Source organism: Amycolatopsis sp. NPDC104863, assembly GCF_055582965.1.
The window spans coordinates 147,902-167,599 of the sequence record NZ_JBVJOW010000007.1; the positions used below are offsets into that span (position 1 = coordinate 147,902).

Here is a 19,698-nt window from a genome sequence, read left to right on the forward strand (position 1 = left end):
TCCTTCTTGATACTTTAGGCTGTAAAGTGATTCTCGATCGTACAATACTTTAGGGTGTAAGGAGTCGGCAAGGTGGTCGTCTTCGCGGGTCAGGGCGACGCCCGTCGGTCCATGGAGCTGCTGTGGGGGCCGCGCGTGGTCGCGCCGCGCACCGGCCCGGGGCCCAAACCGGGCCTGTCCGTCGAGGCGATCGTCGCGGCGGCGATCGACATCGCCGACGCCGAGGGCATGCCGGCGCTGTCGATGCGCACGGTCGGCGAGCGGCTCGGCCGCACGGCGATGGCGCTCTACACGTACGTGCCGGGCAAGACCGAGCTGGTCGACCTCATGTACGACCGGACGCTGGGGGAGCTGCCGACGTCGTACCCGGTGACCTCGGGGTGGCGCGTCGCCGCGCTGGCGCTCGCGGACGAGCTGTGGGACCTGCACCTGCGCCACCCCTGGCTGCTGCAGGTCTCCCCGGCGCGCCCGGTGCTCGGGCCGGGGGAGTTCCACGTGCAGGAGACGCTGCTGTCGGTCCTGGCGGCGACCGGGTTGCCCCTGTCCCGCGTCCGCTGGGTGGTGTCGGCGCTGTTCAACGTCGTCCGCGGCTCGGTCCAGACGGCGGCGGAGTCCCGGCAGGCCGCGCGGGAGACCGGACAGTCCGAAGAGGACTGGTGGTCCGCGCGCTCGGCGCTGCTCGGCGAGCTCGTCCCGGACCTGACGGCCCGCTTCCCGACGGTGGCGCGGATGAGCGCGCCGGTCGAGGCTTCGGACGAGCCCTACCTGGAGCGGGAGGCCCGGCTGTCGTTCGAAGCGGGCCTGGAGCTGCTGCTGGACGGCGTCGAGACGGCGATCGTCAAAGCTTCCGGGCCTCGATGAGGAACCGCGCCGTGTGCGCGACGAACGGGCCGTCACGCTCGATCTTCTCGTGCAGCTCCCGCAGCCGGTCGAGGTACTGCGCCACGGTGAACCCCGGCACCATCCAGATCACCTTGCGCAGGAAGTAGACCACCGCGCCGATGTCGGAGAACTCGGCGCGCAGCGACTCCGACCGCAGGTCGGCCACCTCGAGGCCGGCTTCTTCGGCGTTCTTCACCGCGTCGTCGGGATGACGGCCGTTGCGGACCTCCGGCGGCTGCGGGCCGAGGAAGAACTCGACCAGCTCGAACACGCTCGCCGGGCCGACCTGCTGGGAGAAGTAGCTCCCGCCGGACCGCAGGACCCGCGCTATCCCGGTCCAGTTCGTGGTGACGGGGTGGCGGCTGGACACCAGGTCGAAAACGTTGTCGCCGAAGGGAATGCCGTCGGTGGCCACGACGACGACCCCGCGCGGCCGCAGCCGGGCCGACGCCTTGGCGACGTTCGGCGGCCACGACTCCGTGGCCGCCATCAGCGGCGGCAGGGACGGGCAGCCGTCGAGCACCTCGCCGCCACCGGTCTCCAGGTCGAGCGCCGCGTGGACCCGCCCGAGGCGTTCGCCGAGCAGGCGCTGGTAACCCCAGGAAGGCCGGGCTTCGGTCGCGCGGCCGTCGAGCCAGGAGAAGTCCCAGCCGTCGACGGACACCGCGTCGGCCTCGGCCACCAGCTCGTCGAACTTCGACTTCCGCCGGGGTGGCGGTGGCACCGGCTTGGCCAGGGTGACGGCGTCGAACGCCACCACCACCGGGCCACGCCGGGTCTCCACGGTGCACGTCGTTTCGTCGCGGGCCACCAGGTCGCCGAGCGCGTCGGTGAACCCGCCCTCGATCCGGTGGCGCACCACGACCCGCGTGCCGAGCGGCAGCTCTCGCAGCAGTTTCACAGCCGCTCGCTCAGCTCCGCGTCGGACGGCTCGACCAGGAAGCTGCCGTCCTCCCAGACGATCGTCGGGATCTTGCGCGCGCCGTCCTGCAGCTCCCGCACCCGGCGCTCGGCGGCCGCGTCCGCCTCGACGTCCACATAGGAGTATTCGACGCCTTCCCGGTCGAGCAGCGCGCGGCTGCGCTTCACGTCCGGGCACCAGCTCGCGCCGTAGACCGTCAGCTTCACGAAACGACCTCCGAGATCGGGGTTTCCACGGGGGTGGGCTCGGGCTGGCCCAGGTAGGTCAGCCAGCCGCGGAACACACGATGCAGCGCCTCCGCGCCGACGACGTCACCGGGCAGGGCGAGCCCGCGCGGGTGCACGACAAAACCGTGCTGCTGCGGGCCGCCGAGACCGCCGTGCGAGCCGACGTGCGTCTCGAACGGCGACGCCTGGTCCGAGTCCGGGTCGTACCGGCTGTTGATCATGACGTCCGCGCAGTGCGGGTAGGTGTCGACCCGCCGGACGAGGTCCGCGGCGTGCGGGCCGTACGGCGGCAGCGGGTCTTCGCCGATGACCACGCCGGTCGCGAGCCGGTGCAGCCCGTCGCGGCCCAGCACCACCGGCCCGAACTCGCGGCTGCGCACCAGCAGGAACCCGACACCGGGGTGGTCCACCAGCGACGGCAGCAGGTCGGGGTGCTCCCGCTCGATCGTCTCGAGCTCGACGCGGCCTTCGTGCTCGGTGAACGAGATCATCGCGGTGTGGCCGGACACAACGACCACCACACCCGGCGCCACCCGGGTGACCGCGCCCGGCGAGCCGGACGTCGTGCGCGGCCGGTCTTCGGCGCACTCCGCGTCCTCCACCCGGGCCCGCAGCCGGCGCGCGATCAGGCCGCCGCCCTTGGTCGCCTCCGCCAGCGCGGCGTTGATCTGCCAGCTCTCGGCCTGCCGCCGCTTCCCGGCGGACGGGGACGGCTCGCCGCCGCACAGCCGTCCGACGTACGCCTCGATCGTCTCGCCGAACCGCTCCGAAAACGCCTGCCCCTGTGTCTGGCCGTGGTCCGACAGCGCCACGACGTGGTAGCGCCGGGGCGCGAGCCGGCTCGCCCGGTGCAGCCGCGCGATCTGCTGGTCGATCGAGCGCAGCACGGCGAGCGTGTCGAAGCGTTCGATGCCGGAGTGGTGCGCGACCTCGTCGTAGCCGAGGAAGTCCGCGTACACGACCGGCCGCCCGGCCAGCATGTCGCCGAGGATCGCCGACACGACGACGTCCCGCGCGATCACCGTGGTGCCCGGCCGGGCCAGCGGGTACCAGCCGCCGCGCGGGATCCGCGGCACAACACCGGCCCGGCGCTGGCGGACCGACGCGCTGATTTCGCGGAAGACGTCGGCGAGCGCGACGACAAACGTCCGCAGCGCGTTGATCGGGTTCGCGAAGTAGGCGTAGTAGCCCGCGCCGAGCCGGTCGCGCTGACGGTGGCGCAGGCCTTTCGGCACCAGCACCGGGATCGAGCTCATGGTGAGGCTGACGTGGTCGGCGTCGCCGGAGAAGAGGTTGCCGCGGCTCGCGCCGTCGCCGGCGAGCAGGCCGCGGCCGTCGGAGTGCCGCCGTTCGATCTCGGCCGCGTCGGCCGGGTGGGCGCACGCCATCACGTGGTCGCGGTCCTTTTCGTACCAGCGGAAGCCGAGGATGTCGTGGTTGGAGCCGTGCAGGATGCCGCAGACGCTCGCGCCGGTCTGGGAGCTCCAGTCGGTGTGCCAGCGCGAGAGCGTGTGGCTGTCTTCGGCGAGCCAGGCGGCGAAGGTCGGCATGTCGCCGTCGCGGATCGCGCGGCGGACGGTGTCGTACCCGAGGCCGTCGATCTGCAGGAACAGCACCCCGGGCGGCTGGTCGGCCTCACCGGGCGCGGCGGCGTGCCGGCGGCGCCTTCGGTTCGCGCGGCGGAAGAAGATCTCGTCCTCGTCGATCGCGAGCAGGCTGGAGATCAGCGCGCCGACCCCGGCCATCGCCACGGTGACGATCACCGCGGTCCGGATGTCCGCGATCTCGACCCCCGGCACGGTCCGGAACACCGCGAGCGTCCCGGCGCCCAGCAGCAGGAACCCGAAGAGGCCGAAGGTGAAGAACGCCAGCGGGTAGGCGATCCGCATGACCAGCGGCCAGACGACCCCGGCGAGCAGGCCGAGCAGCAGCGCGCAGACGGTCGGCTGCCACCAGTGGGTCATCCGGAAGCCGGAGAGCAGCACGTCGAGCAGGCGCAGCGCGCCGGTCACGGCGGCCCACACCAGCAGGACGCGGGCGACGACCCGGCCGCCCCGCAGCAGCCGGCCCTTCGGGGCGGACGTCGTCACACTCGCTCTCCCGTCTTCTCCTTGGCCTTGCGCCGCCACCGCGCGATCAGGTTCAGCAGGACGGTGACGAGCAGGACCAGGACCGTCGCCAGCACCGTCGCGATGACCGGTGAGTCGAAGATGCCCCCGCTGACGATGCCGAGCAAGGAGTAGGCGACCGCCCAGAGCACACACGCGACGAGCGAGGTGGGCAGCAGGCGCCGCCACGGGTAGCTCAGCGCGGCGGCGGCGAGCAGCACCGGGATGCGGCCGGCCGGGACGAGCCGGCCGACCACGACGATCTGCCAGCCGCGCCGGGTGAACTGGTCGCGGGCCTTCTCGAGCCGTTCGGCGGGCTGACGCCGGCTGATCCAGCGGAAGGCGGCTTCGCTGCCCAGGCGCGGGATCCCGAACGTCACGACGTCGCCGACGTACGCGCCGAGCGTGGCGAGGACGATCACCAGCGGCAGGGAGAGGTGGTCCGTGGTGGTGGCGACGGCGGCCGCGGCGCCGACGACCGCACCGGTGGGCACGATCGGGATGATCGAGCCGAGCAGCACCCCGCCGAACAGGGCCGGATACCCGATGGCGGCCGGGTCGGTCCAGTTCACGGGCGGTCCGTCGGAGCGGGGAGGACGACGTCGGCGCCGGGCTCGGTGAACAGCACTTCGGTGGCTCCTCCGGCAGCTTGCACTTCGGCGGCGAACACGCGCGGCGGATCGGCGAGCAGCCGCCGCATCTTGGCGCTCCGCCGCAACCCGGGCACGGCGAGCGTGCCCCAGTGCACGGGAACGGCGGCCCGAGCCTGAAGCACGGCGGCGGCCCGAGCGGCCCGGGCGGGGTCCAGGTGCCCGGGCCCCAGGTTCGGCCCCCAGCCCCAGACGGGCAACAGCGCGACGTCGACCGGCCCGAGCTCGGCCATCCCGTCGAAGAGGTCGGTGTCGCCGGCGTTGTAGATCTTGGTGCCCTCGGTCTGGATGAGGTGCCCGATCGCGGGGCTCTGCGGACCATGGGTGAGCCGTGGCCCCCACCGGTGCCCGGAGTGGACGGCCTCGGTGGCGGTGATGTCCACCGCGCCTTCGCTGAGGGTCTCCCCGGGCGCGATCTCCTCGACGTTGCCGAAGCCTTTCTTGGTGAGCCAGCTCCCGGCCCCGCGCGGGACGACGATCCGGGTGTCCGTGCCCAGCAGCCGCAGCGACGGCAGGTGCAGGTGGTCACCGTGCAGGTGGGAGAGCAGGACGAGGTCAACCCCGGCATAACTCTCCGCCGCCGGGACGGGAACAACCCGGCTCAGCCCGCCGACGCGCGCGGTGAGCACGGGATCGGTCAGCACAACCCGGCCACCGAGCTCGAGCCGGACGGTCGAATGGCCGAGGAAACGCAGGTTGAAGCCGCTCACGCTGTCGAGTATCGCCTCCTGCCCGCCCCAATGCCCGGCGGAGTGGCACGAGCAACGCTGCCCAGTGACCCACGGCCCGCGTGATCAGAGAGCCGACACACGTGATCAGGGAGTCGACACGCGTGATTAGGAGGTCAACTCGCGTGATTGGGAGGTCGACACGGCTCCGCTGCCTGCCGCAAGCCGTGTCGACCCTTCAATCACGCGAGTTGACCCTTCAAACACGCGTGTTGACCCTTCGATCACACGGGCGCCGCCGGGAGTAGGGACGAGATCCGCAGTGAGGACGTCCCGATTCCCGTCGGCCCGCCGAACCCAGCCCCGCCCACCGGGTGGTACCTCAGCTCCGTCTCCGTGTAGCGGCCCACGTTCTCGTGCCAGTGCAGGATCCCCGACATCCAGCTGCGGAACTCCTCGACGTACGCCAGCAGCGTCTCCTGCACCTCCGGCGCCACGTCGTAATCGCGGAACAGGGCCGGCAGCTCGATCGACGCCGCGTGGCGGAACTCCGCCAGGCGGGCCGCCATCAGGTCCGTCACCACCTCGAACGCGCGCTCCTCCGAACAGTCCAGGAAGTTCCGGACCACCAGGACGCCGTTGTTGAGCTCGCCCTCGAACTGGATCTCCTTCTGGTACGAGAACACGTCGTTGAGCAGGCACGCGTAGTCCGTCGCCGAGTGCTCGATCGCCTGGACCGGCCGCGTCCGGTACAGCTCGGGCGGGACCGTGCGGCCGTGGGACAACCGGGACAGGCTCATCGTGAGGTCCGAGCCGAACGTCCGGCGCCGCATCTCGACGTAGTCGATCGGGTCGGGGATCCGGTTCTCCGCCTGGTTCTTCAGCTCCCACAGCCAGCTCGACGTCATCGTGTCGACCGACCGCCGCAGCGCCGACCGGGCCGCCGGATCCAGCTCCGCCGTCGTCCGCGCCCAGATGTCGGCCAGCCCGGCTTCCAGCTGGGTCGACGGCGTGGCCGTGCCCGCCATGATCGCCGACAGCCGCAGGTTGCACGCCTTCGCCGCCGCCAGGTCGCGGGTCGCGCCGAACATCAGCGGGTAGTAGTCGTCGGCGTAGGTGCCCCAGGTCAGCCAGTCGCTGGTGACGTCGAGCTCGTCGGCCGTCGCGTCCGGGTGGATGCCGGCCGCGCACAGCGGCAGGTCCGCCGCGCGCAGCTTCCGCTCGTCCCACACGACTCCGTCGAGCAGCCCGGTCCGCCGCGCCCAGTCGACGTTGCGGACCCGGCAGGCGTCCAGGTGCGGGTTCAGCCGCAGCGGGAACGGCGCCTCTAACGACGGCCGCGGCGGCGAAACCGCCCGGAACGGCGTGTGCCCGTACGCGCGCAGCCGTTGCGGCGCGGTGGCGAGCACCGAGGTGAAGATGCGCGCCGCGGACGTCCCGATGCCGGACGCGCCACCCGGCTCCGGGCCGCCGCGGCCGGCCAGTGCCCCCTCGTTCATGTAGCGGCTCGAGCGCAGGTGCCACTCGTGCCCGCCGGACTGCCAGTCCTGCAGGCCCTTGACGTAGGCGAACGTCGCCGCGCGCGCCGCCGGGTCGACGCCGTGCTCGTCGAACAGCCCGGGCATCTCGGTGAGCGCGGTGTGCTCGAACTGGTGCAGCCGCGAGGTGATCAGGCTGTTGACGGCGTCCGCCGCCTCCTGCGTGGCCAGCCCGAGGAACTTCTCGAACACGAGCACGCCGTTGGACAGCTCACCCTCGTCCTGCACCTCCCGCTGGTAGGAGAACAGGTCGTTGCGCAGGTGGACGCTGTCGGCGAAGCAGTCGCGCAGGACCTCCATCGGCCTCGACGCGGCGATCTCGTCCGGCACCTCGGCGTGCACCGAGTGCTCGACGAGGTTCGCCGACCACGGCGCGCCGCCGACCTTCCGCCGCATCTCGACGTACTCGATCGGGTTGGCCAGCCGGCCTTCGTTGATGTTGGCGAGCTCCCACAGCGATTCTTCGAGCAGCGCCTTCGTGCTCTCGACGAACCGCCGCCGCCAGCCGTCGGTGCGGTGCGGGATCGTGCGGTTCCACAGGTCGGTCAGGCCGCGCTCGACCGGGTTCTCCGGTGTCGCGGTGATCTCGCCTTCGGCAGGCATGAACAGGTCGATCCGGTCGAGGTACGTGCGCGCGCTCTCGATGTCGCCGGTGCGCTTGTACAGCTCGAGGAAGTGGTCGTCGAAGTAGAAGACCCAGACGTACCAGTCGGTGATCAGGTCGAGCTCGCCGGCGCCGGCGTCGGGGTGTGTGTAGGCGCAGAGCAGCGCGTAGTCGTGGGAGTTGAGGTCGTGCTCGGTCCAGATCACCTTGCCGTGCTGCGGGACGTCGATCATGTCGAACTCGCGCGCCCACGCCTTGCTGTGCGCGCGGGCGCCTTCGAGATGCGGGTTCAGCCGGGCGGGGTACGGCATGTAGAACTCGGGGAGGACGAACGGCTGCTGAGGCACCCCGTGAGGCAACCAAACCGCGCTGGTGTCCGCCAAGAGGAACAGCGGCGATGCACACGAACGGGCCGACGGCGTCCCCCGGCCGGCCCAGCGGGGTGCACGGGCCGGTCAGCACCCGGCCGTCCGCCGTCGCACGATGGGGGACGACCCCGACCGAGGAGAACCCGATGACCGACCGGACCCGAGTGGCCGACAACCCCGACGAGAGCCGCTACGACCTCTGGGTGGGCGAGAAGCTGGCGGGCTCCGCCTACTACGACCTCCGTGGGGATCTCACGGTGTTCACCCACACGGAGATCGACGACGCGTTCGGCGGGCAGGGGCTCGGCAAGGTCCTGGCCGCCGCCGCGCTGGACGACGTCGTCGCGCGGGGCCGGACGATCGTGCCGGTCTGCCCCTTCATCGCCGGATATCTGAAGAAGAACCCGGGCTACGAGGACCACGTTCGCTGGCCGAAGGGGTGAGTGTTACGCCGAAAGGGGCAGCGTCACGAGGCCGTTCGGGTCTGGCTTGAGAGGTATGTCCGGATCTGCTGGTTATTAACCAACCTTAGTCGGTGGTGCGTTGGTTGCCCGGCAACGAAAGTGACCGGCGCAGGCTTCGAACCGGCAAACTGGAGGAAGTTGATGACTCCCCGGAAGACCGCCCTCAAGACCTTCGCCGTCTTGTCGGCCGCCGCCCTCGCCGGCGGCGTGTGCGCTTCGGCCGCCACTGCGTCCCCACTGGCCTTCTCCGAGGTCCAGGCCAACGCCGTCAGCAACGCCACGCAGGTGGCGAGCACCCTCGGCGCCACGTCCGGCGGCATCTACCTGGAGAACGGCAAGGCCGTCGTCAACGTGACCGACGACGCGTCCGTGCAGAAGGTGCAGGCCGCCGGCCTGACCGCGAAGAAGGTCAAGCACACCTTCGCCGCGCTCACCGGCGTCAAGAACCAGCTGGACGCGGTCAAGAACGTCCCGCAGACCGCGTGGGGCATCGACACCAAGACCAACCAGGTCGTGGTGAAGGTCTACGACGCGGCCAGCAAGGAGACCGCGGACAAGGTGAACGCGGCCGCCGCGAAGTACGGCGACAGCGTCCGCGTCGAGCACCGCACCGGCAAGCTCGAGCTGCACATCCAGGACGGCGACGCGATCCAGAACGACCAGGGCCGCTGCTCGCTCGGCTTCAACGTGACGCGCGGCGGTTCGCCGTTCCTGCTCACCGCGGGCCACTGCACCAACCTCGGCGGCACCTGGGCCGGCGGCGACGTCTCCGGCGCGCAGGTCGTCGAGAGCGACTGCCCGGGCGCGGACTCCGGCCTGCTGACCCGCCCGAACGGCTCCGGCCCCGGCGAGATCAACACCGGCCAGGCGATCACCAGCGCCGCGGAGCCGACCGTCGGTGAGCAGATCCAGAAGCAGGGCTCGACCACCGGTGGCGGCAGCGGCGAGGTCACCTCGGTCGACGAGTCGGTCAACTTCGACGTCGGCGTCCTGAACCACGAGTTCGGCACCACCGCGCACACCGACCACGGTGACTCGGGCGGCCCGGCCTACGACGGTTCGAAGGGCCTCGGCACGCTGTCCGGCGGCGACACCGTGACCAGCTACTTCTACCCGCTCACCCTGGAGCTGCAGGCTTACGGCCTCGAGCTCGCCTGATAGTTCACGACCCGCAGGGGCCTCTTCACACGCGTCGAGGGCGCGTGAAGGGGCCCCTGCTTCCGTTCAGAGCCGCTTCGCGCGGTAGACGGCGTCGGTGTGGTGACCCTCTCCGCGCGTCTCGCAGGTCTCGACGAGCCACTCCCACGCGTCGCCGAGGTAGCTCGTGATCTCCTCCGGCTCGAAGAACAGCTCGATCGGCGGCGTCTGGCCGTCGAACTCGCGCATGGCCTTCGGCGAGTGCCCGACGACCAGCAGCGATCCGCCCGGCCGGATCGCCGCCGCGGCCGCGGTGAAGACGTCGCGGCGCAGGTCCGGCGGCAGGTGCATGTACTGCGCGGAGATCAGGTCGTACTGCTCTTCCGGCTGCCACTTCAGGATGTCGCGGTGCAGCCAGCGGACGGTCACGCCCGCTTCCTTGCCCGCCTCTTCGGCGCGGGCGAGCGCGATGGTCGAGATGTCGGCGCCGTCGACCGTCCAGCCGTGCTTCGCGAGCCAGATCGCGTCGCCGCCCTCGCCGCTGCCCAGGTCGAGGGCGTGCCCGGGGGTCAGTCCCTCGACCTCGGCGCGCAGGTTCGCGTTGACGTTCCCGCTCCAGATCCGGTGCTCGTCGCGCTGGTACATCTCCTCCCAGAACTCCTGCTTGAGCATGTTCTCGACGAGCATCGGCTGGTCGTGGGTGTGGGACATGGCTCCTCCTCGGTGACGTCCCCAGCATGCGGAGAACGTCACCGAGGAGGCAAATCGTGTTGCCGATCCGGCAACTCAGGCCGGGCCGTACACCTGCATCTCGTACAGCGAGTAGCCGTACGACGTCCCGCGCGTGACGCCGTTCATCCGCACGTAGCGGCCGCTGCCGGCCAGGCCGGTGAGGTCGTCGGTGGCGCCGTTGCCCGTCGTGGTGGTGTAGATCGTCGTCCAGTTCGTGCCGTCGGCCGACGTCTGGATGGTGTAACCCTTGCCGTACGCGGCTTCCCAGGACAGCTTGACGTGCGAAACCGTCTTCGTGGCGCCGAGGTCGACGCGCAGCCACTCGCTCGCGGAGCCTTCCTTCGACGCCCAGCGGGTGCTCGTCAGGTTGCCGTCGAAGGCCGCGCTCGCCGGGTAGGACGACGACTCGGTCGACGACGCTGTCGCCGTTTTGCCCTGAGAGAGCAGGGTTTCCTGGCCGCCGCCCCCGCCGGTGACCGTGACGCCGAGCGAAGCGGTCTTCGTCCCGCCGGTGACGGTGATCGTCGCCGATCCCGGGCTCGCGGTCGCGGCGGCGGCGACCGTGACGGTCGAGGTGCCGCCGGCCGGCACCGACGTCGGCGAGAAGGACACGGTGACACCCGCGGGAGCGCCGCTCGCGGACAGCGAGACGGCGTCCGAGCTGGTGACGGTGGCTGTCGCCGACCCACCCGGCGCGACCGAAACCGCCGACGGCGTCACGCTGAGACTGCTCGGGGCGCCGGCCGCGGTGAATGTCCAGCGCGCCTGGGTTCCGGAGCAGCTGCCCGCCGTGAGCGTGGTGCCCGAGGCGCGGAAGCACTTCTTGCTCGTCTGGATGTCCGAAATGGTGCCGTCGGGGTTGATCGACCACTGCTGGGCGGGCCCGCCGGTGCAGGTCTGCAGCACGATCGAGCTGCCGGAGATGCCCGCGCACTTGTTGTTGATCACGAGGAACGCGCCGTGGAAGGTGAACCGCTGGGCGTCGCTTTCGGCGCACGCGGCCACTTTCAGCGTCGTCCCGCTGCTCGGGGCTTCGAGGCAGCTGCCGGTGGAGTTGTTCTTGTACTGGCCGACGGTCGTGTTCGGCTGCGCGCCGCCCCAGCATTCACCGGTGCTGGTGTTGAAGATCGGCGTCGCGTCGTACGGTTCGTTCGACGGCGGGTCGACGACCACCGGCTCCATGACCGGCGTGTTGTCCGCGTTGTAGTGCGTGAGCGCGTCTTCGCAGTCGATCGCGTCGAAGGCGCTGCCGCCCTTGCCACCGAGCCAGAGGTCGATGTGGCGCAGGCCGGGACCGCCGTTGGGGCCCTGGCTGTTCCAGTCGTCGGAACACTCGTCGCAGCCGTCCTCCATGATGAAGTACTTCTTCACCCGCGGCACCCAGACCTTGGTGCCCGGCTTGAGCTCGTCACTGCTGGTGGCGAAGGTGATCGGGTCGGCGTAGCTGCCCTTGCCGCCCGCGGTGTCGTGGATCTGCGGGTAGGCGATGTCCCCGCCGGGCGGAGTGTTGTCCCACCAGCCGTAGAAGGTGAGGAAGGTCGGCTGCGTGGTGGCCGCGTTCGCCGCGGGCGCACCGGCGGTGGCCAAGGCGAGGAACAGGGTCACGACGAGCACGAGCGCGCGCCGGGTCATGCTGCCTCCGGGAGGGGGTGGGGCGGACGGTGGACGCGGCGTGCGTCCAGGTTCGCCGCGCGGGGGCTCGCCGTCAAGACTTGTTCGTAAAGTTTCCTAACTAACCCGGCTGGTGTTCCGGTCGCCGGGAAACCCGTGCGGGGGAGCGCTTTCCTCGGCGAAGATGGCGTCATGAGCGAACAGCGGGAAATCGTGGTCACCGGGGGCGGCACCGGCATCGGGCTGGCGATCGCCGCCCGGTTCGCGGCGGCGGGCGAGCGGGTGACCGTCACCGGGCGGCGCAAGGACGTGCTCGAAGCCGCGGCGGAGAAGATCGGCGCGCGGGCGGTGGCCTTCGACGCGAGCGACCCGGCGGCGGTGCGGGCGGCGCTGGCGGAGCTGCCCGCGCGGGTGGACGTGCTGGTCAACAACGCCGGCGGCAACACCGACCGGGTCCGGGAAGCCCCGGCGCCGGGCGACCTCGCCGGGCTGGCGGACGCGTGGCGCGCGAACTTCGAAGCCAACGTCGTCTCCGCCGTTCTCGTGACTACTGCCCTGAAGCCGCGTTTCGCGGACAACGTGCGGGTTGTGACTCTCGGTTCCATCGCGGCGAAGCAGGGCTCAGGCTCTTACGGCGCGGCAAAAGCGGCGATCGAGGCGTGGAACACCGACCTCGCGCGGCAGCTCGGCCCGGCCGGGGGCAGCGCCAACGTCGTGGCGCCCGGCGTCACCCTCGACACGGAGTTCTTCCACGGCACGGTCACCCAGGAGTGGGTCGACGCGCGGGTCGCCGTCGCGTTCGACAAGCGCGCCGGGCAACCGGAAGAAGTCGCGGAAACCGTGCAGTTCCTGGCATCGCCGGGCGCCGGGCACATCACCGGTCAGGTCGTGCACGTGAACGGCGGAGCGTACGGCGCCCGCTAGGCCATCCGGGTCGGAAGTGGGTCGAACGTCCCACGACGGCCCCGGTTCTCTCCATGGTGGAAGTGTCCAGACCACCGGCAGAGAGGTGTGATCCGCCGTGACGGCGACATCCGAAACCCCGGCCCTCCCGACGACGCGACCGGCCGGATGCCCGTTCGACCCGCCCGAGAACTACGCCGCGCTGCGGGAAGCCGCGCCGACGTCGCAGGTGCGCTGCCCGGCCGGCATGGACGCCTGGCTGGTGACGCGCTACAGCGACGTCCGCGCGGTGCTCGCCGACCGCACGATGAGCTCGCGCGGCGCGTCTTCGGTGCACGTGAACCCGAACGCCGACCTCGACGAGGAGGTCAGCCCGGGCTCGATCATCCAGCTCGACGGCAAGGAGCACTCGCGCATCCGCAAGATGGTGATCGCGGAGTTCACCGTGCGGCGCGTGGAGGCGATGCGCGAGTACGTCCAGGAGCTGGTGGAGAGCCACCTGGACACGATGCTCGCCCGGCCGGGCGAAGCCGATCTCGTGCGGGACTTCGCGTTGCCGATCCCGTCGCTGGTGATCTGCGAGCTGCTCGGCGTCCCGTACGCGGACCGCTCGCGGTTCCAGCGGCAGAGCGGGTTCCTCGTCAGCACCGACGCCACGCCCGAGGAGGGGAAACAGGCCTACGACGAGCTTTCCGGCTTCCTGGCGGAGCTGTTCACCGAGAAGCAGCGGAACCCGCAGGACGACCTGTTCAGCCGGCTGATCTCACGCGGTGAGGCGTCCGGCGACCCGCTCACGATGGAGGAGCTGGTGGTGCTCGGCCTCAGCCTCCTGGTGGCCGGCCACGAGACGACGGCCAACATGATCGCGTTGAGCACGCTGGTGCTGCTGGAACACCCGTCGCAGCGCGACGTCGTGCTGGCGGCGCCGGAGCGGGCGGTCGAGGAGCTGCTGCGGTACCTGTCGGTGGTCCAGTTCGGCGTGCTGCGCTACGCGACTTCCGACGTCCAGGTGGGTTCGCGCTCGGTCAAGGCGGGGGAGTGGCTGGTCGCGGCGCTCAGCTCGGCGAACCGGGACGAGGAGCTGTTCCCGGGAGCGGACAAGCTCGACTTCCACCGCGAATCGCCGCGCACGCACGTGGCGTTCGGGTTCGGCGCGCACCAGTGCATCGGCCAGCAGCTGGCCCGCGTCGAGCTGCAGGAGGCGTTGACACGGCTGTTCCGCCGGGTGCCGGACCTGCGGCTGGCGGTGCCGCGGGAGTCGTTGGCGTACAAGCACAACACGCTGGTCTACGGGGTGCGAGAGCTGCCGGTAGCCTGGGGTTCGTGACAGCGCGAGAGCTCTGGGCGGCGGTGGAGCCGCTGCACGCGGCGGTCTACTTCGCACCCGAAACGGCGGCAGCGGCGAAGGAAGCGGGCCTGCGCGGGTACTGGATGGGGTACTTCGCGGGCCGTCTGGCCCCGCTGGGCCCGATCGGCCCGGCGCCGGCGACGTCAGTGCTGTTCGGCTTCGCCCCGGCGATGGTGGCCCGCGCCCTGCCGGACGCGTGGTCGTTCGCCGCGCCGGAGCAGGTTCTCCGGTCCCGGCTCGACGCGGTGGAAGCCGCGCTGAGCCGGGCCGTGGGACCGGACCACGAGGAGCTGGCCGGCCTGCTCGAGCGAGCGGTTTCGGCCTGCAGCTTCGACGGCCGCCCGCTGGCGGCAGCGTGGGCGTCGGTCCCGAAGCCGTCAAGCGCCCTGGGCCGCATCTGGCTGGCGGCAACGATCCTGCGCGAGCACCGCGGCGACGGCCATGTCCTCTCGGCGGTCCACGCGGGCCTGACGGGCCTGGAGACAACGCTCACCCACATCGGCGACGGAGTGATCACCCGAGCGGACGTCCAGCCGCACCGGGGTTGGTCGGATGCTGCGTGGGATGCGGCGGTCTCGGGGTTGCACGGCCGTGGACTTTTGGACACCGAGGGACTTCTGACTTCGTCGGGAACGGCGTTGCGCCACCGCGTAGAGGAGGACACGGACCGGCTGGCGGCGGCGCCGGTCGAGGAGCTGGGTGAAGATTTGGCGCGGACGCTGGAGCTGGCGGTCCCGCTGAGCCGGACGGTGATCGACTCGGGTTTGGTCCCGGTGCCGAACCCGATGGGCGTCCCGCGCCCGTGACGTCACCCGGGCCGGCGGGCAGCCCCAGCCCGCCGGCCCGGGTCCCCGGGTTCCCCCGAGGTCACTCGTCCCCGCCGCGTCGGCGCAGCAGGTCGTACTGGCAGCTCAGCTCGTGCGCCTGGTCCTCGTACTCGCGTCTCGCCGCGAGGAAGGGCCGTACGCAGTCGCTGTAGTGGCGCAGGTCGTCCTGCTCGAGCGAGCCGTCGCGGAACGCCGTCCAGAACACCAGCGTCGCCGAAACGACCATGACCAGCGCGACCAGCACCGCCATCAGCACGGCCAGGTCGTTCATCCCCGACAGCACACCCTCGGTGTAGACGCGCACGAACATCACCACGCCCATCAGCCCGACCAGGAGCCCGACCGTGACCAGGCTCAGCTTCGAGCCGACCGACAGCTTCGGCCAGTCCAGCTGCCGCTTGGCGTTCTTGTGCTGGCGCTGGTTGTGGCCGAGGTGGTGCAACGCCGTCGCCGCGCCACCCGTCGCCAGCACCGAGATGACGATGCTGATCGCCAGCGGCAGCCCGAGCGGGTCGCTCCAGTCGACGTTGAACACCGAACTGGCCAGCCACAGCATGATCGGCAGGTCGACGACGGTCACCGTGAGCAGCGTCAGCACCCGGGTCACCCGGCCGACGCGCCGGTGGCGCAGGCTCCCGCGCATCTGCTCGAGCCCGATGAGCCGGTCGATCAGGTCGGCGCGGGCCTCCGCCTCGCCGACGGTCAGGTTCTGGCCGTGCGGGCCGACGACGTGGCCGTCCATCGCGCGGGCGGCGCGGTAGGTCAGCTCCTGGATCCGGGCCTGCAGCAGGTCGCCCGCCGGGGTCTCCGCGCGGCGCCGCGGCTGCGGCAGGGGGAGGTTTCGTGTTTCGTCGATGCTGGTCATGACTGCCTCCTGGTCTGGCTACGAGCTCGGGCCGGGGCCCTGGTACGTGATCTCCACCCGCCTCATCCGGGCCGCCGCCGCTTCGTCGAACCGCCCGCCGGTCATCGCGGTGACCCCGGGCTGCGTCCCGGTGCCGGTGGCGTCGACCCGCTGGGTCACCCCGGCCCCGGTGAGCGCGCCGGCGACGGCACGCGCTCGCTGTTCCGCCAGTTCCCGCCGCCCCGCGTCGGTCGACCCCGGTGGATCGGCCGCGAAGCCGCGGACGGTGACCGGCGCGTTGCCGCGACCGGCCGTGATGCTGCCCGCGAGCGACCGGAGGAGGTCGCGGGCCGATTCGGACAGCACCGCGGAGTCCCCGGCGAAGCCGAGCGCGGCGTCCGAAACCGTGGTGGTGACCTCGCCCCGCGGGCCGGTCACCGACGTCACCCCGGGCACCGGCACGACCGGCGTCGCCACGGTCGCCCGCGACGGCTCGGCCGGGACCCGGCTGTGGTCGACGTCGCACGACGCGGCCCCGGCCGCCCGGCAGATCGCCTGCCAGTACGCGGCCAGCCGGTCGCGAGCCGGCGCGGGCAGCGGCGGCTGCACGCCGGCCACCGAACCGAGCCCGGCGAAGAGCACCCGCCAGCCGGTCAGCCGCGGCACCTGCCCGGCGGCGGCCAGCTGCGCGGCGACGGCGGCGGGGTCGGCCGTCCAGCCGACCTGGCGCAGGTCGAACGCGCCCCCGGTGCTGAGCCCGCTGCTGTCGACCACGAGCGTCCCGGCGGGCAGCCCGCGGACGGCGTCGGTGACGCCGGCGAGCAGGTCGAGCCCGCTCTTGCCGGCGGAGGTGGCGCCGATGGCGTCGACGGCACTGGCGACGTTCCGCTCGATCAACGACGGCCGGGAGAGCCCGTGTTCCAGCGAGCCGTCGGCCCGCCGCGGCGTGAGCACGACCGACCGCCGGTCCCCGCCGTCCGCGGCCGACACCAGCACGACGCTGCTCTTGCCCGAGCCCTGCTGGGAGACGTTCCCGCTGTTCGCGGCGTCGCGGAGCACGGTGAGGACGGCATCGGTGACGGCCGGCCGAGGCTCGTTCGCCGTCCCGCTGACGACCACGACGACCCGGTCGCCCCCGCTGGGGGTCACGGCCCGCGCCGGCAGCGCGCACCCGCTGACGACGGCACTGAAAATGATCATCCCGGCAAATGACACCCGAGTGGCACGCCGGCTGCCGGACGTCGAGTTGTTCAAGCCCAGCTGGGGCTTCGAAGGTCGGACTCCCCGTGCCGACCTGGTGTTCCGAGGCTGCATGACGACCTCCCAGGGGTCCATGAGCACCTTCAGCGTGACATTTGCCCAGTAACGATGTCAATTGACAGAACGATGTCACCTGCACGGTTCTCCCTGTTCAAGGCATGCGCACGGCCCATCGTCCGACACGGCCTCCCCGAATGCCGGGGTCAAACGGGCCGAACGGAGTAACTTGCCGGTAGGCGGGAGGAATCTTCGGAGCAAGTGGCAGGCGAAGAAGGGCAAGTGACGGAGAGAGGTAGGCTGAGGCGATGGCGAGGTACGACGCCAACGTCGAAGGTGTCCGGAACGTCTTCCTCAAGCTGAGGACGCGCAGCGGGCTGACCGTGGAGCGCCTCGAGACCACCGAGGTCGACGTCCGCCTGCTCGCCGAGCTGCCCGCTGTCCGGCGCCACATCGGCGACACCGGGGTGTCCGAAGGCGAAGCGATCGTGGACGTCGTGACCACGGTCGTCGCCGGCCTCGACCCGAACGACCTGCTGATCGCGGACGCCGCACTGGCCCTCGGCGTTCTCCGCGCACGCGTGAGCCCGGGCGCGGAGGTCGGCCGGCTGTACGCGGAGGACCTGGGGGAGCGCCGCCGCGCGCTGGCCGAGGGCTGGGACGCCTTGCACGCGCTGCTCGGCGTCACGAGCGACTACCCGGCGCCGACGGTCCGGAGCCTGCGCGGCTCGATCGAAACCCGGGCGCTGGGCGTGCTGGCCGAACGCTGCGTGCGGGACGCGGAACCCGTCGAGGCCGAACCCGCCGGGGAGACGGTGGGGACCGTGGTGGTGGTGGGCGGCGCGTCGACCGACCACGTCGTCGTCGCCGACCAATGGCCCGACGTCAGCGAAGCGATCCAGGCCCAGTCCTTCGACGTGCACCCGGGGGGCAAGGGGCTGAACCTGGCCGTCGCGGGGCGTCGTCTCGGGCTGGACGCGCGGCTGGTGGCCGCCATCGGCGGTGACTCCCAGGCCGGCGACCTCCTGCAGTTCATGCGCAAGGAGTCCTTGTCGACCGATCTGGTGAAAGGGACGCCGGGAGCGGCAAGCCCGCGGGCCCTGGTGCTCGTCGGCCCGACCGGCGAGACGCGGTACCTCGGCTGGATGAACGAGCTCGAGGTCTCGCTGTCCAGAGAGGACCTTCGCACGCCTCGCGTGCGGGAAGCGATGGCCGAGGCGGACGCCGTGCTGGTGACCCTCGAGCCGCCGATGGAAACGATCAAGTGGGCGCTCTCGGCCGCTACCGCGCAACCGAAGAAGCCCTTGGTGCTGCTGCAGGCCTCGCCACCCCGTGAGGCGCCGCAGCAGCTCTACCGGCTCCTGCGCGGGGTGGACTACCTCGTCGGCCGCGAAGGCGAGCTGCGCAGGCTGCTGTCCGATCCGGACAGTCCGCGCACCGTCGACGACCTGGCCCGGTCCCTGCTTTCCCTCGGGGTGGGCGCGGTCTGTGTTGTCGAAAGTTTCGGTTGTAGGATCCGCTCGAGCGCGATCTCCCAAGACATCGAGGGCCCGCCGGTCCCGCTCGACGACGCACCGGGCGTCCGTGAAGCTTTTTCCGCGGCGCTCGTCCAAAAACTCATTCAAGAGGGTGCCGGCCGAAGCCGCGAAGAAGCCCTGCGCTGGGCGATCGCGGCGATGGCGACCAATCCGTCACTGGACGAGATCGTCGAGTCCATGCCGGGTCTCGACGAGGTCGAGCGCACTCTCGAGACCGACCAAAAGCTGGAGAACCCGTGATGGCAGCAGTGGAACACGAACTGGTGGGCGCCGACGGGGCGTTCAGGGCCGTCGTCCTCGATGACGGGGTGGACCGCATGAATCCGCCGTGCGCGGCGGTGTACGGCGATCCGGTCGACGGCTGCCCGGTCCGGGTCCATTCCCGTTGCGTTTACGGCGAGATCTTCGAATCGACGAACTGCGACTGTCTTTGGCAGCTGCGGGAATCACGCCGCATCATCCGGAACCACGGCTCCGGCGTGCTCGTCTACCTGGACCAGGAGGGCCGCGGCGCCGGCCTGCTGGCCAAAGCCAGGGGGCACCGGATTTCCCAGGAGAAGCACCTCGACACCTTCGCGAGTTATAAGGCGCTGGGGTTGAAGCCGGACAGCCGGCACTACGACGACGCAGCCGCGTTGCTGAGCCAGCTGGGACTGCGAGAAGTCAAGCTGCTGACGAACAACCCGGCCAAGGTGGCCGCCCTGCTGGCCGCGGACATCAAGGTCGACCAGCAGCTGCTGACGATGCCCGACCCCGGGGAGAAGGCACGGGACTACATCTCGGCCAAGGAGCGGGCGGGCTGGGCGATCGCGGCGCCACCGCTGGTTGCGCCGGAACACAACGGGGTTCGGCCAGCGGGCCGCGTGAGCGCTTAGCCGATCGTTGCCGGCCCGACAACCTCGGGCCGGCTCCGAGGAACCGCTGGTGCTGCTCGCGGCGCGGGTTCGACTTCCGGCTGGACACCACCACGTCCTCGTCATCGCGGACGGGCGGGATTCCTTCCCCGGCGGAATCAACTCTTTCAACCGCAGCCTCTGCTGCGCCTGGGCCACAAAGGCGTGGGTGTGCCC

18 protein-coding genes and 1 pseudogene are annotated in these 19,698 nt (G+C 71.2%); 8 read left to right on the forward strand and 11 right to left on the reverse strand.

Annotated elements, in window-relative coordinates; genetic code table 11:
* Positions 1 to 72: 72 nt before the first annotated feature.
* A complete protein-coding gene (locus ACZ63J_RS34205) occupies positions 73 to 861 on the forward strand; it encodes a TetR/AcrR family transcriptional regulator C-terminal domain-containing protein (protein WP_465338480.1) in 789 nt (262 codons plus the stop codon).
* On the opposite strand, the gene ACZ63J_RS34210 is transcribed toward ACZ63J_RS34205, so the two are convergent.
* From ACZ63J_RS34210 to ACZ63J_RS34240, 7 genes and pseudogenes are all read right to left on the reverse strand, one after another.
* The gene (locus ACZ63J_RS34210; protein WP_465439768.1) at positions 839 to 1,606 is read right to left on the reverse strand and encodes an SAM-dependent methyltransferase; all 768 of its coding nucleotides are present in this window, start codon (positions 1,604 to 1,606) and stop codon (positions 839 to 841) included. The genes ACZ63J_RS34205 and ACZ63J_RS34210 overlap by 23 nt on opposite strands.
* Positions 1,580 to 1,783: pseudogene (locus ACZ63J_RS34215) on the reverse strand (putative acetyltransferase); the annotation flags it as partial. The pseudogene ACZ63J_RS34215 and the gene ACZ63J_RS34210, both read right to left, overlap by 27 nt.
* Positions 1,780 to 2,010: a glutaredoxin domain-containing protein gene (locus tag ACZ63J_RS34220; RefSeq protein WP_465311637.1), complete on the reverse strand. Its 231-nt coding sequence runs from the start codon at positions 2,008 to 2,010 to the stop codon at positions 1,780 to 1,782. The gene ACZ63J_RS34220 and the pseudogene ACZ63J_RS34215, both read right to left, overlap by 4 nt.
* Positions 2,007 to 4,121 (reverse strand): phage holin family protein, encoded by a 2,115-nt coding sequence (locus ACZ63J_RS34225; protein ID WP_465439749.1) that lies wholly within the window; start codon positions 4,119 to 4,121, stop codon positions 2,007 to 2,009. The genes ACZ63J_RS34220 and ACZ63J_RS34225 overlap by 4 nt, the downstream gene beginning before the upstream one ends.
* Complete coding sequence (locus ACZ63J_RS34230) at positions 4,118 to 4,711, reverse strand: DedA family protein (protein WP_465398885.1); 594 nt, start codon at positions 4,709 to 4,711, stop codon at positions 4,118 to 4,120. The genes ACZ63J_RS34225 and ACZ63J_RS34230 overlap by 4 nt, the downstream gene beginning before the upstream one ends.
* Positions 4,708 to 5,499: an MBL fold metallo-hydrolase gene (locus ACZ63J_RS34235; RefSeq protein ID WP_465398886.1), complete on the reverse strand. Its 792-nt coding sequence runs from the start codon at positions 5,497 to 5,499 to the stop codon at positions 4,708 to 4,710. The genes ACZ63J_RS34230 and ACZ63J_RS34235 overlap by 4 nt, the downstream gene beginning before the upstream one ends.
* 242 nt (positions 5,500 to 5,741) lie before the next feature.
* Complete coding sequence (locus ACZ63J_RS34240) at positions 5,742 to 7,910, reverse strand: terpene synthase family protein (RefSeq protein ID WP_465399184.1); 2,169 nt, start codon at positions 7,908 to 7,910, stop codon at positions 5,742 to 5,744.
* 203 nt (positions 7,911 to 8,113) lie between these two features.
* Here ACZ63J_RS34240 and ACZ63J_RS34245 point away from each other — a divergent pair, with 203 nt between their 5' ends.
* Entirely contained in the window at positions 8,114 to 8,410 is a 297-nt protein-coding gene (locus tag ACZ63J_RS34245) for a GNAT family N-acetyltransferase (protein WP_465338475.1), read from the forward strand.
* Between the two features lie 162 nt (positions 8,411 to 8,572).
* A complete protein-coding gene (locus ACZ63J_RS34250) occupies positions 8,573 to 9,589 on the forward strand; it encodes a S1 family peptidase (RefSeq protein ID WP_465398887.1) in 1,017 nt (338 codons plus the stop codon).
* A gap of 66 nt (positions 9,590 to 9,655) precedes the next feature.
* Here the strand turns inward: ACZ63J_RS34250 and ACZ63J_RS34255 are convergent, their stop codons facing one another.
* Positions 9,656 to 10,279 (reverse strand): SAM-dependent methyltransferase, encoded by a 624-nt coding sequence (locus tag ACZ63J_RS34255; protein ID WP_465398888.1) that lies wholly within the window; start codon positions 10,277 to 10,279, stop codon positions 9,656 to 9,658.
* A gap of 75 nt (positions 10,280 to 10,354) precedes the next feature.
* Positions 10,355 to 11,932 (reverse strand): discoidin domain-containing protein, encoded by a 1,578-nt coding sequence (locus ACZ63J_RS34260; protein WP_465398889.1) that lies wholly within the window; start codon positions 11,930 to 11,932, stop codon positions 10,355 to 10,357.
* 171 nt (positions 11,933 to 12,103) lie between these two features.
* On the opposite strand from ACZ63J_RS34260, the gene ACZ63J_RS34265 reads away from it, so the two are divergent.
* From ACZ63J_RS34265 to ACZ63J_RS34275, 3 genes are all read left to right on the forward strand, one after another.
* On the forward strand, positions 12,104 to 12,835 hold the full coding sequence (locus ACZ63J_RS34265) for an SDR family oxidoreductase (protein WP_465398890.1): 732 nt from the start codon (positions 12,104 to 12,106) through the stop codon (positions 12,833 to 12,835).
* A 97-nt stretch (positions 12,836 to 12,932) separates the two neighbouring features.
* The gene (locus ACZ63J_RS34270; protein ID WP_465398891.1) at positions 12,933 to 14,141 is read left to right on the forward strand and encodes a cytochrome P450; all 1,209 of its coding nucleotides are present in this window, start codon (positions 12,933 to 12,935) and stop codon (positions 14,139 to 14,141) included.
* On the forward strand, positions 14,138 to 14,968 hold the full coding sequence (locus ACZ63J_RS34275; RefSeq protein ID WP_465398892.1) for an SCO6745 family protein: 831 nt from the start codon (positions 14,138 to 14,140) through the stop codon (positions 14,966 to 14,968). Before ACZ63J_RS34270 ends, ACZ63J_RS34275 begins: the two co-directional genes overlap by 4 nt.
* Before the next feature lie 61 nt (positions 14,969 to 15,029).
* Here ACZ63J_RS34275 and ACZ63J_RS34280 read toward each other — a convergent pair whose 3' ends face one another.
* Positions 15,030 to 15,854, reverse strand: a complete 825-nt coding sequence (locus tag ACZ63J_RS34280) for a hypothetical protein (protein WP_465311626.1) — start codon at positions 15,852 to 15,854, stop codon at positions 15,030 to 15,032.
* An 18-nt stretch (positions 15,855 to 15,872) separates the two neighbouring features.
* Positions 15,873 to 17,033: an OmpA family protein gene (locus ACZ63J_RS34285; RefSeq protein ID WP_465398893.1), complete on the reverse strand. Its 1,161-nt coding sequence runs from the start codon at positions 17,031 to 17,033 to the stop codon at positions 15,873 to 15,875.
* Between the two features lie 365 nt (positions 17,034 to 17,398).
* On the opposite strand from ACZ63J_RS34285, the gene ACZ63J_RS34290 reads away from it, so the two are divergent.
* Together ACZ63J_RS34290 and ACZ63J_RS34295 are read left to right on the forward strand one after the other, a co-directional pair.
* Positions 17,399 to 18,868 (forward strand): PfkB family carbohydrate kinase, encoded by a 1,470-nt coding sequence (locus tag ACZ63J_RS34290; RefSeq protein WP_465398894.1) that lies wholly within the window; start codon positions 17,399 to 17,401, stop codon positions 18,866 to 18,868.
* A complete protein-coding gene (locus ACZ63J_RS34295; RefSeq protein WP_465398895.1) occupies positions 18,868 to 19,503 on the forward strand; it encodes a GTP cyclohydrolase II in 636 nt (211 codons plus the stop codon). Before ACZ63J_RS34290 ends, ACZ63J_RS34295 begins: the two co-directional genes overlap by 1 nt.
* The last annotated feature ends 195 nt before the right edge of the window (positions 19,504 to 19,698 follow it).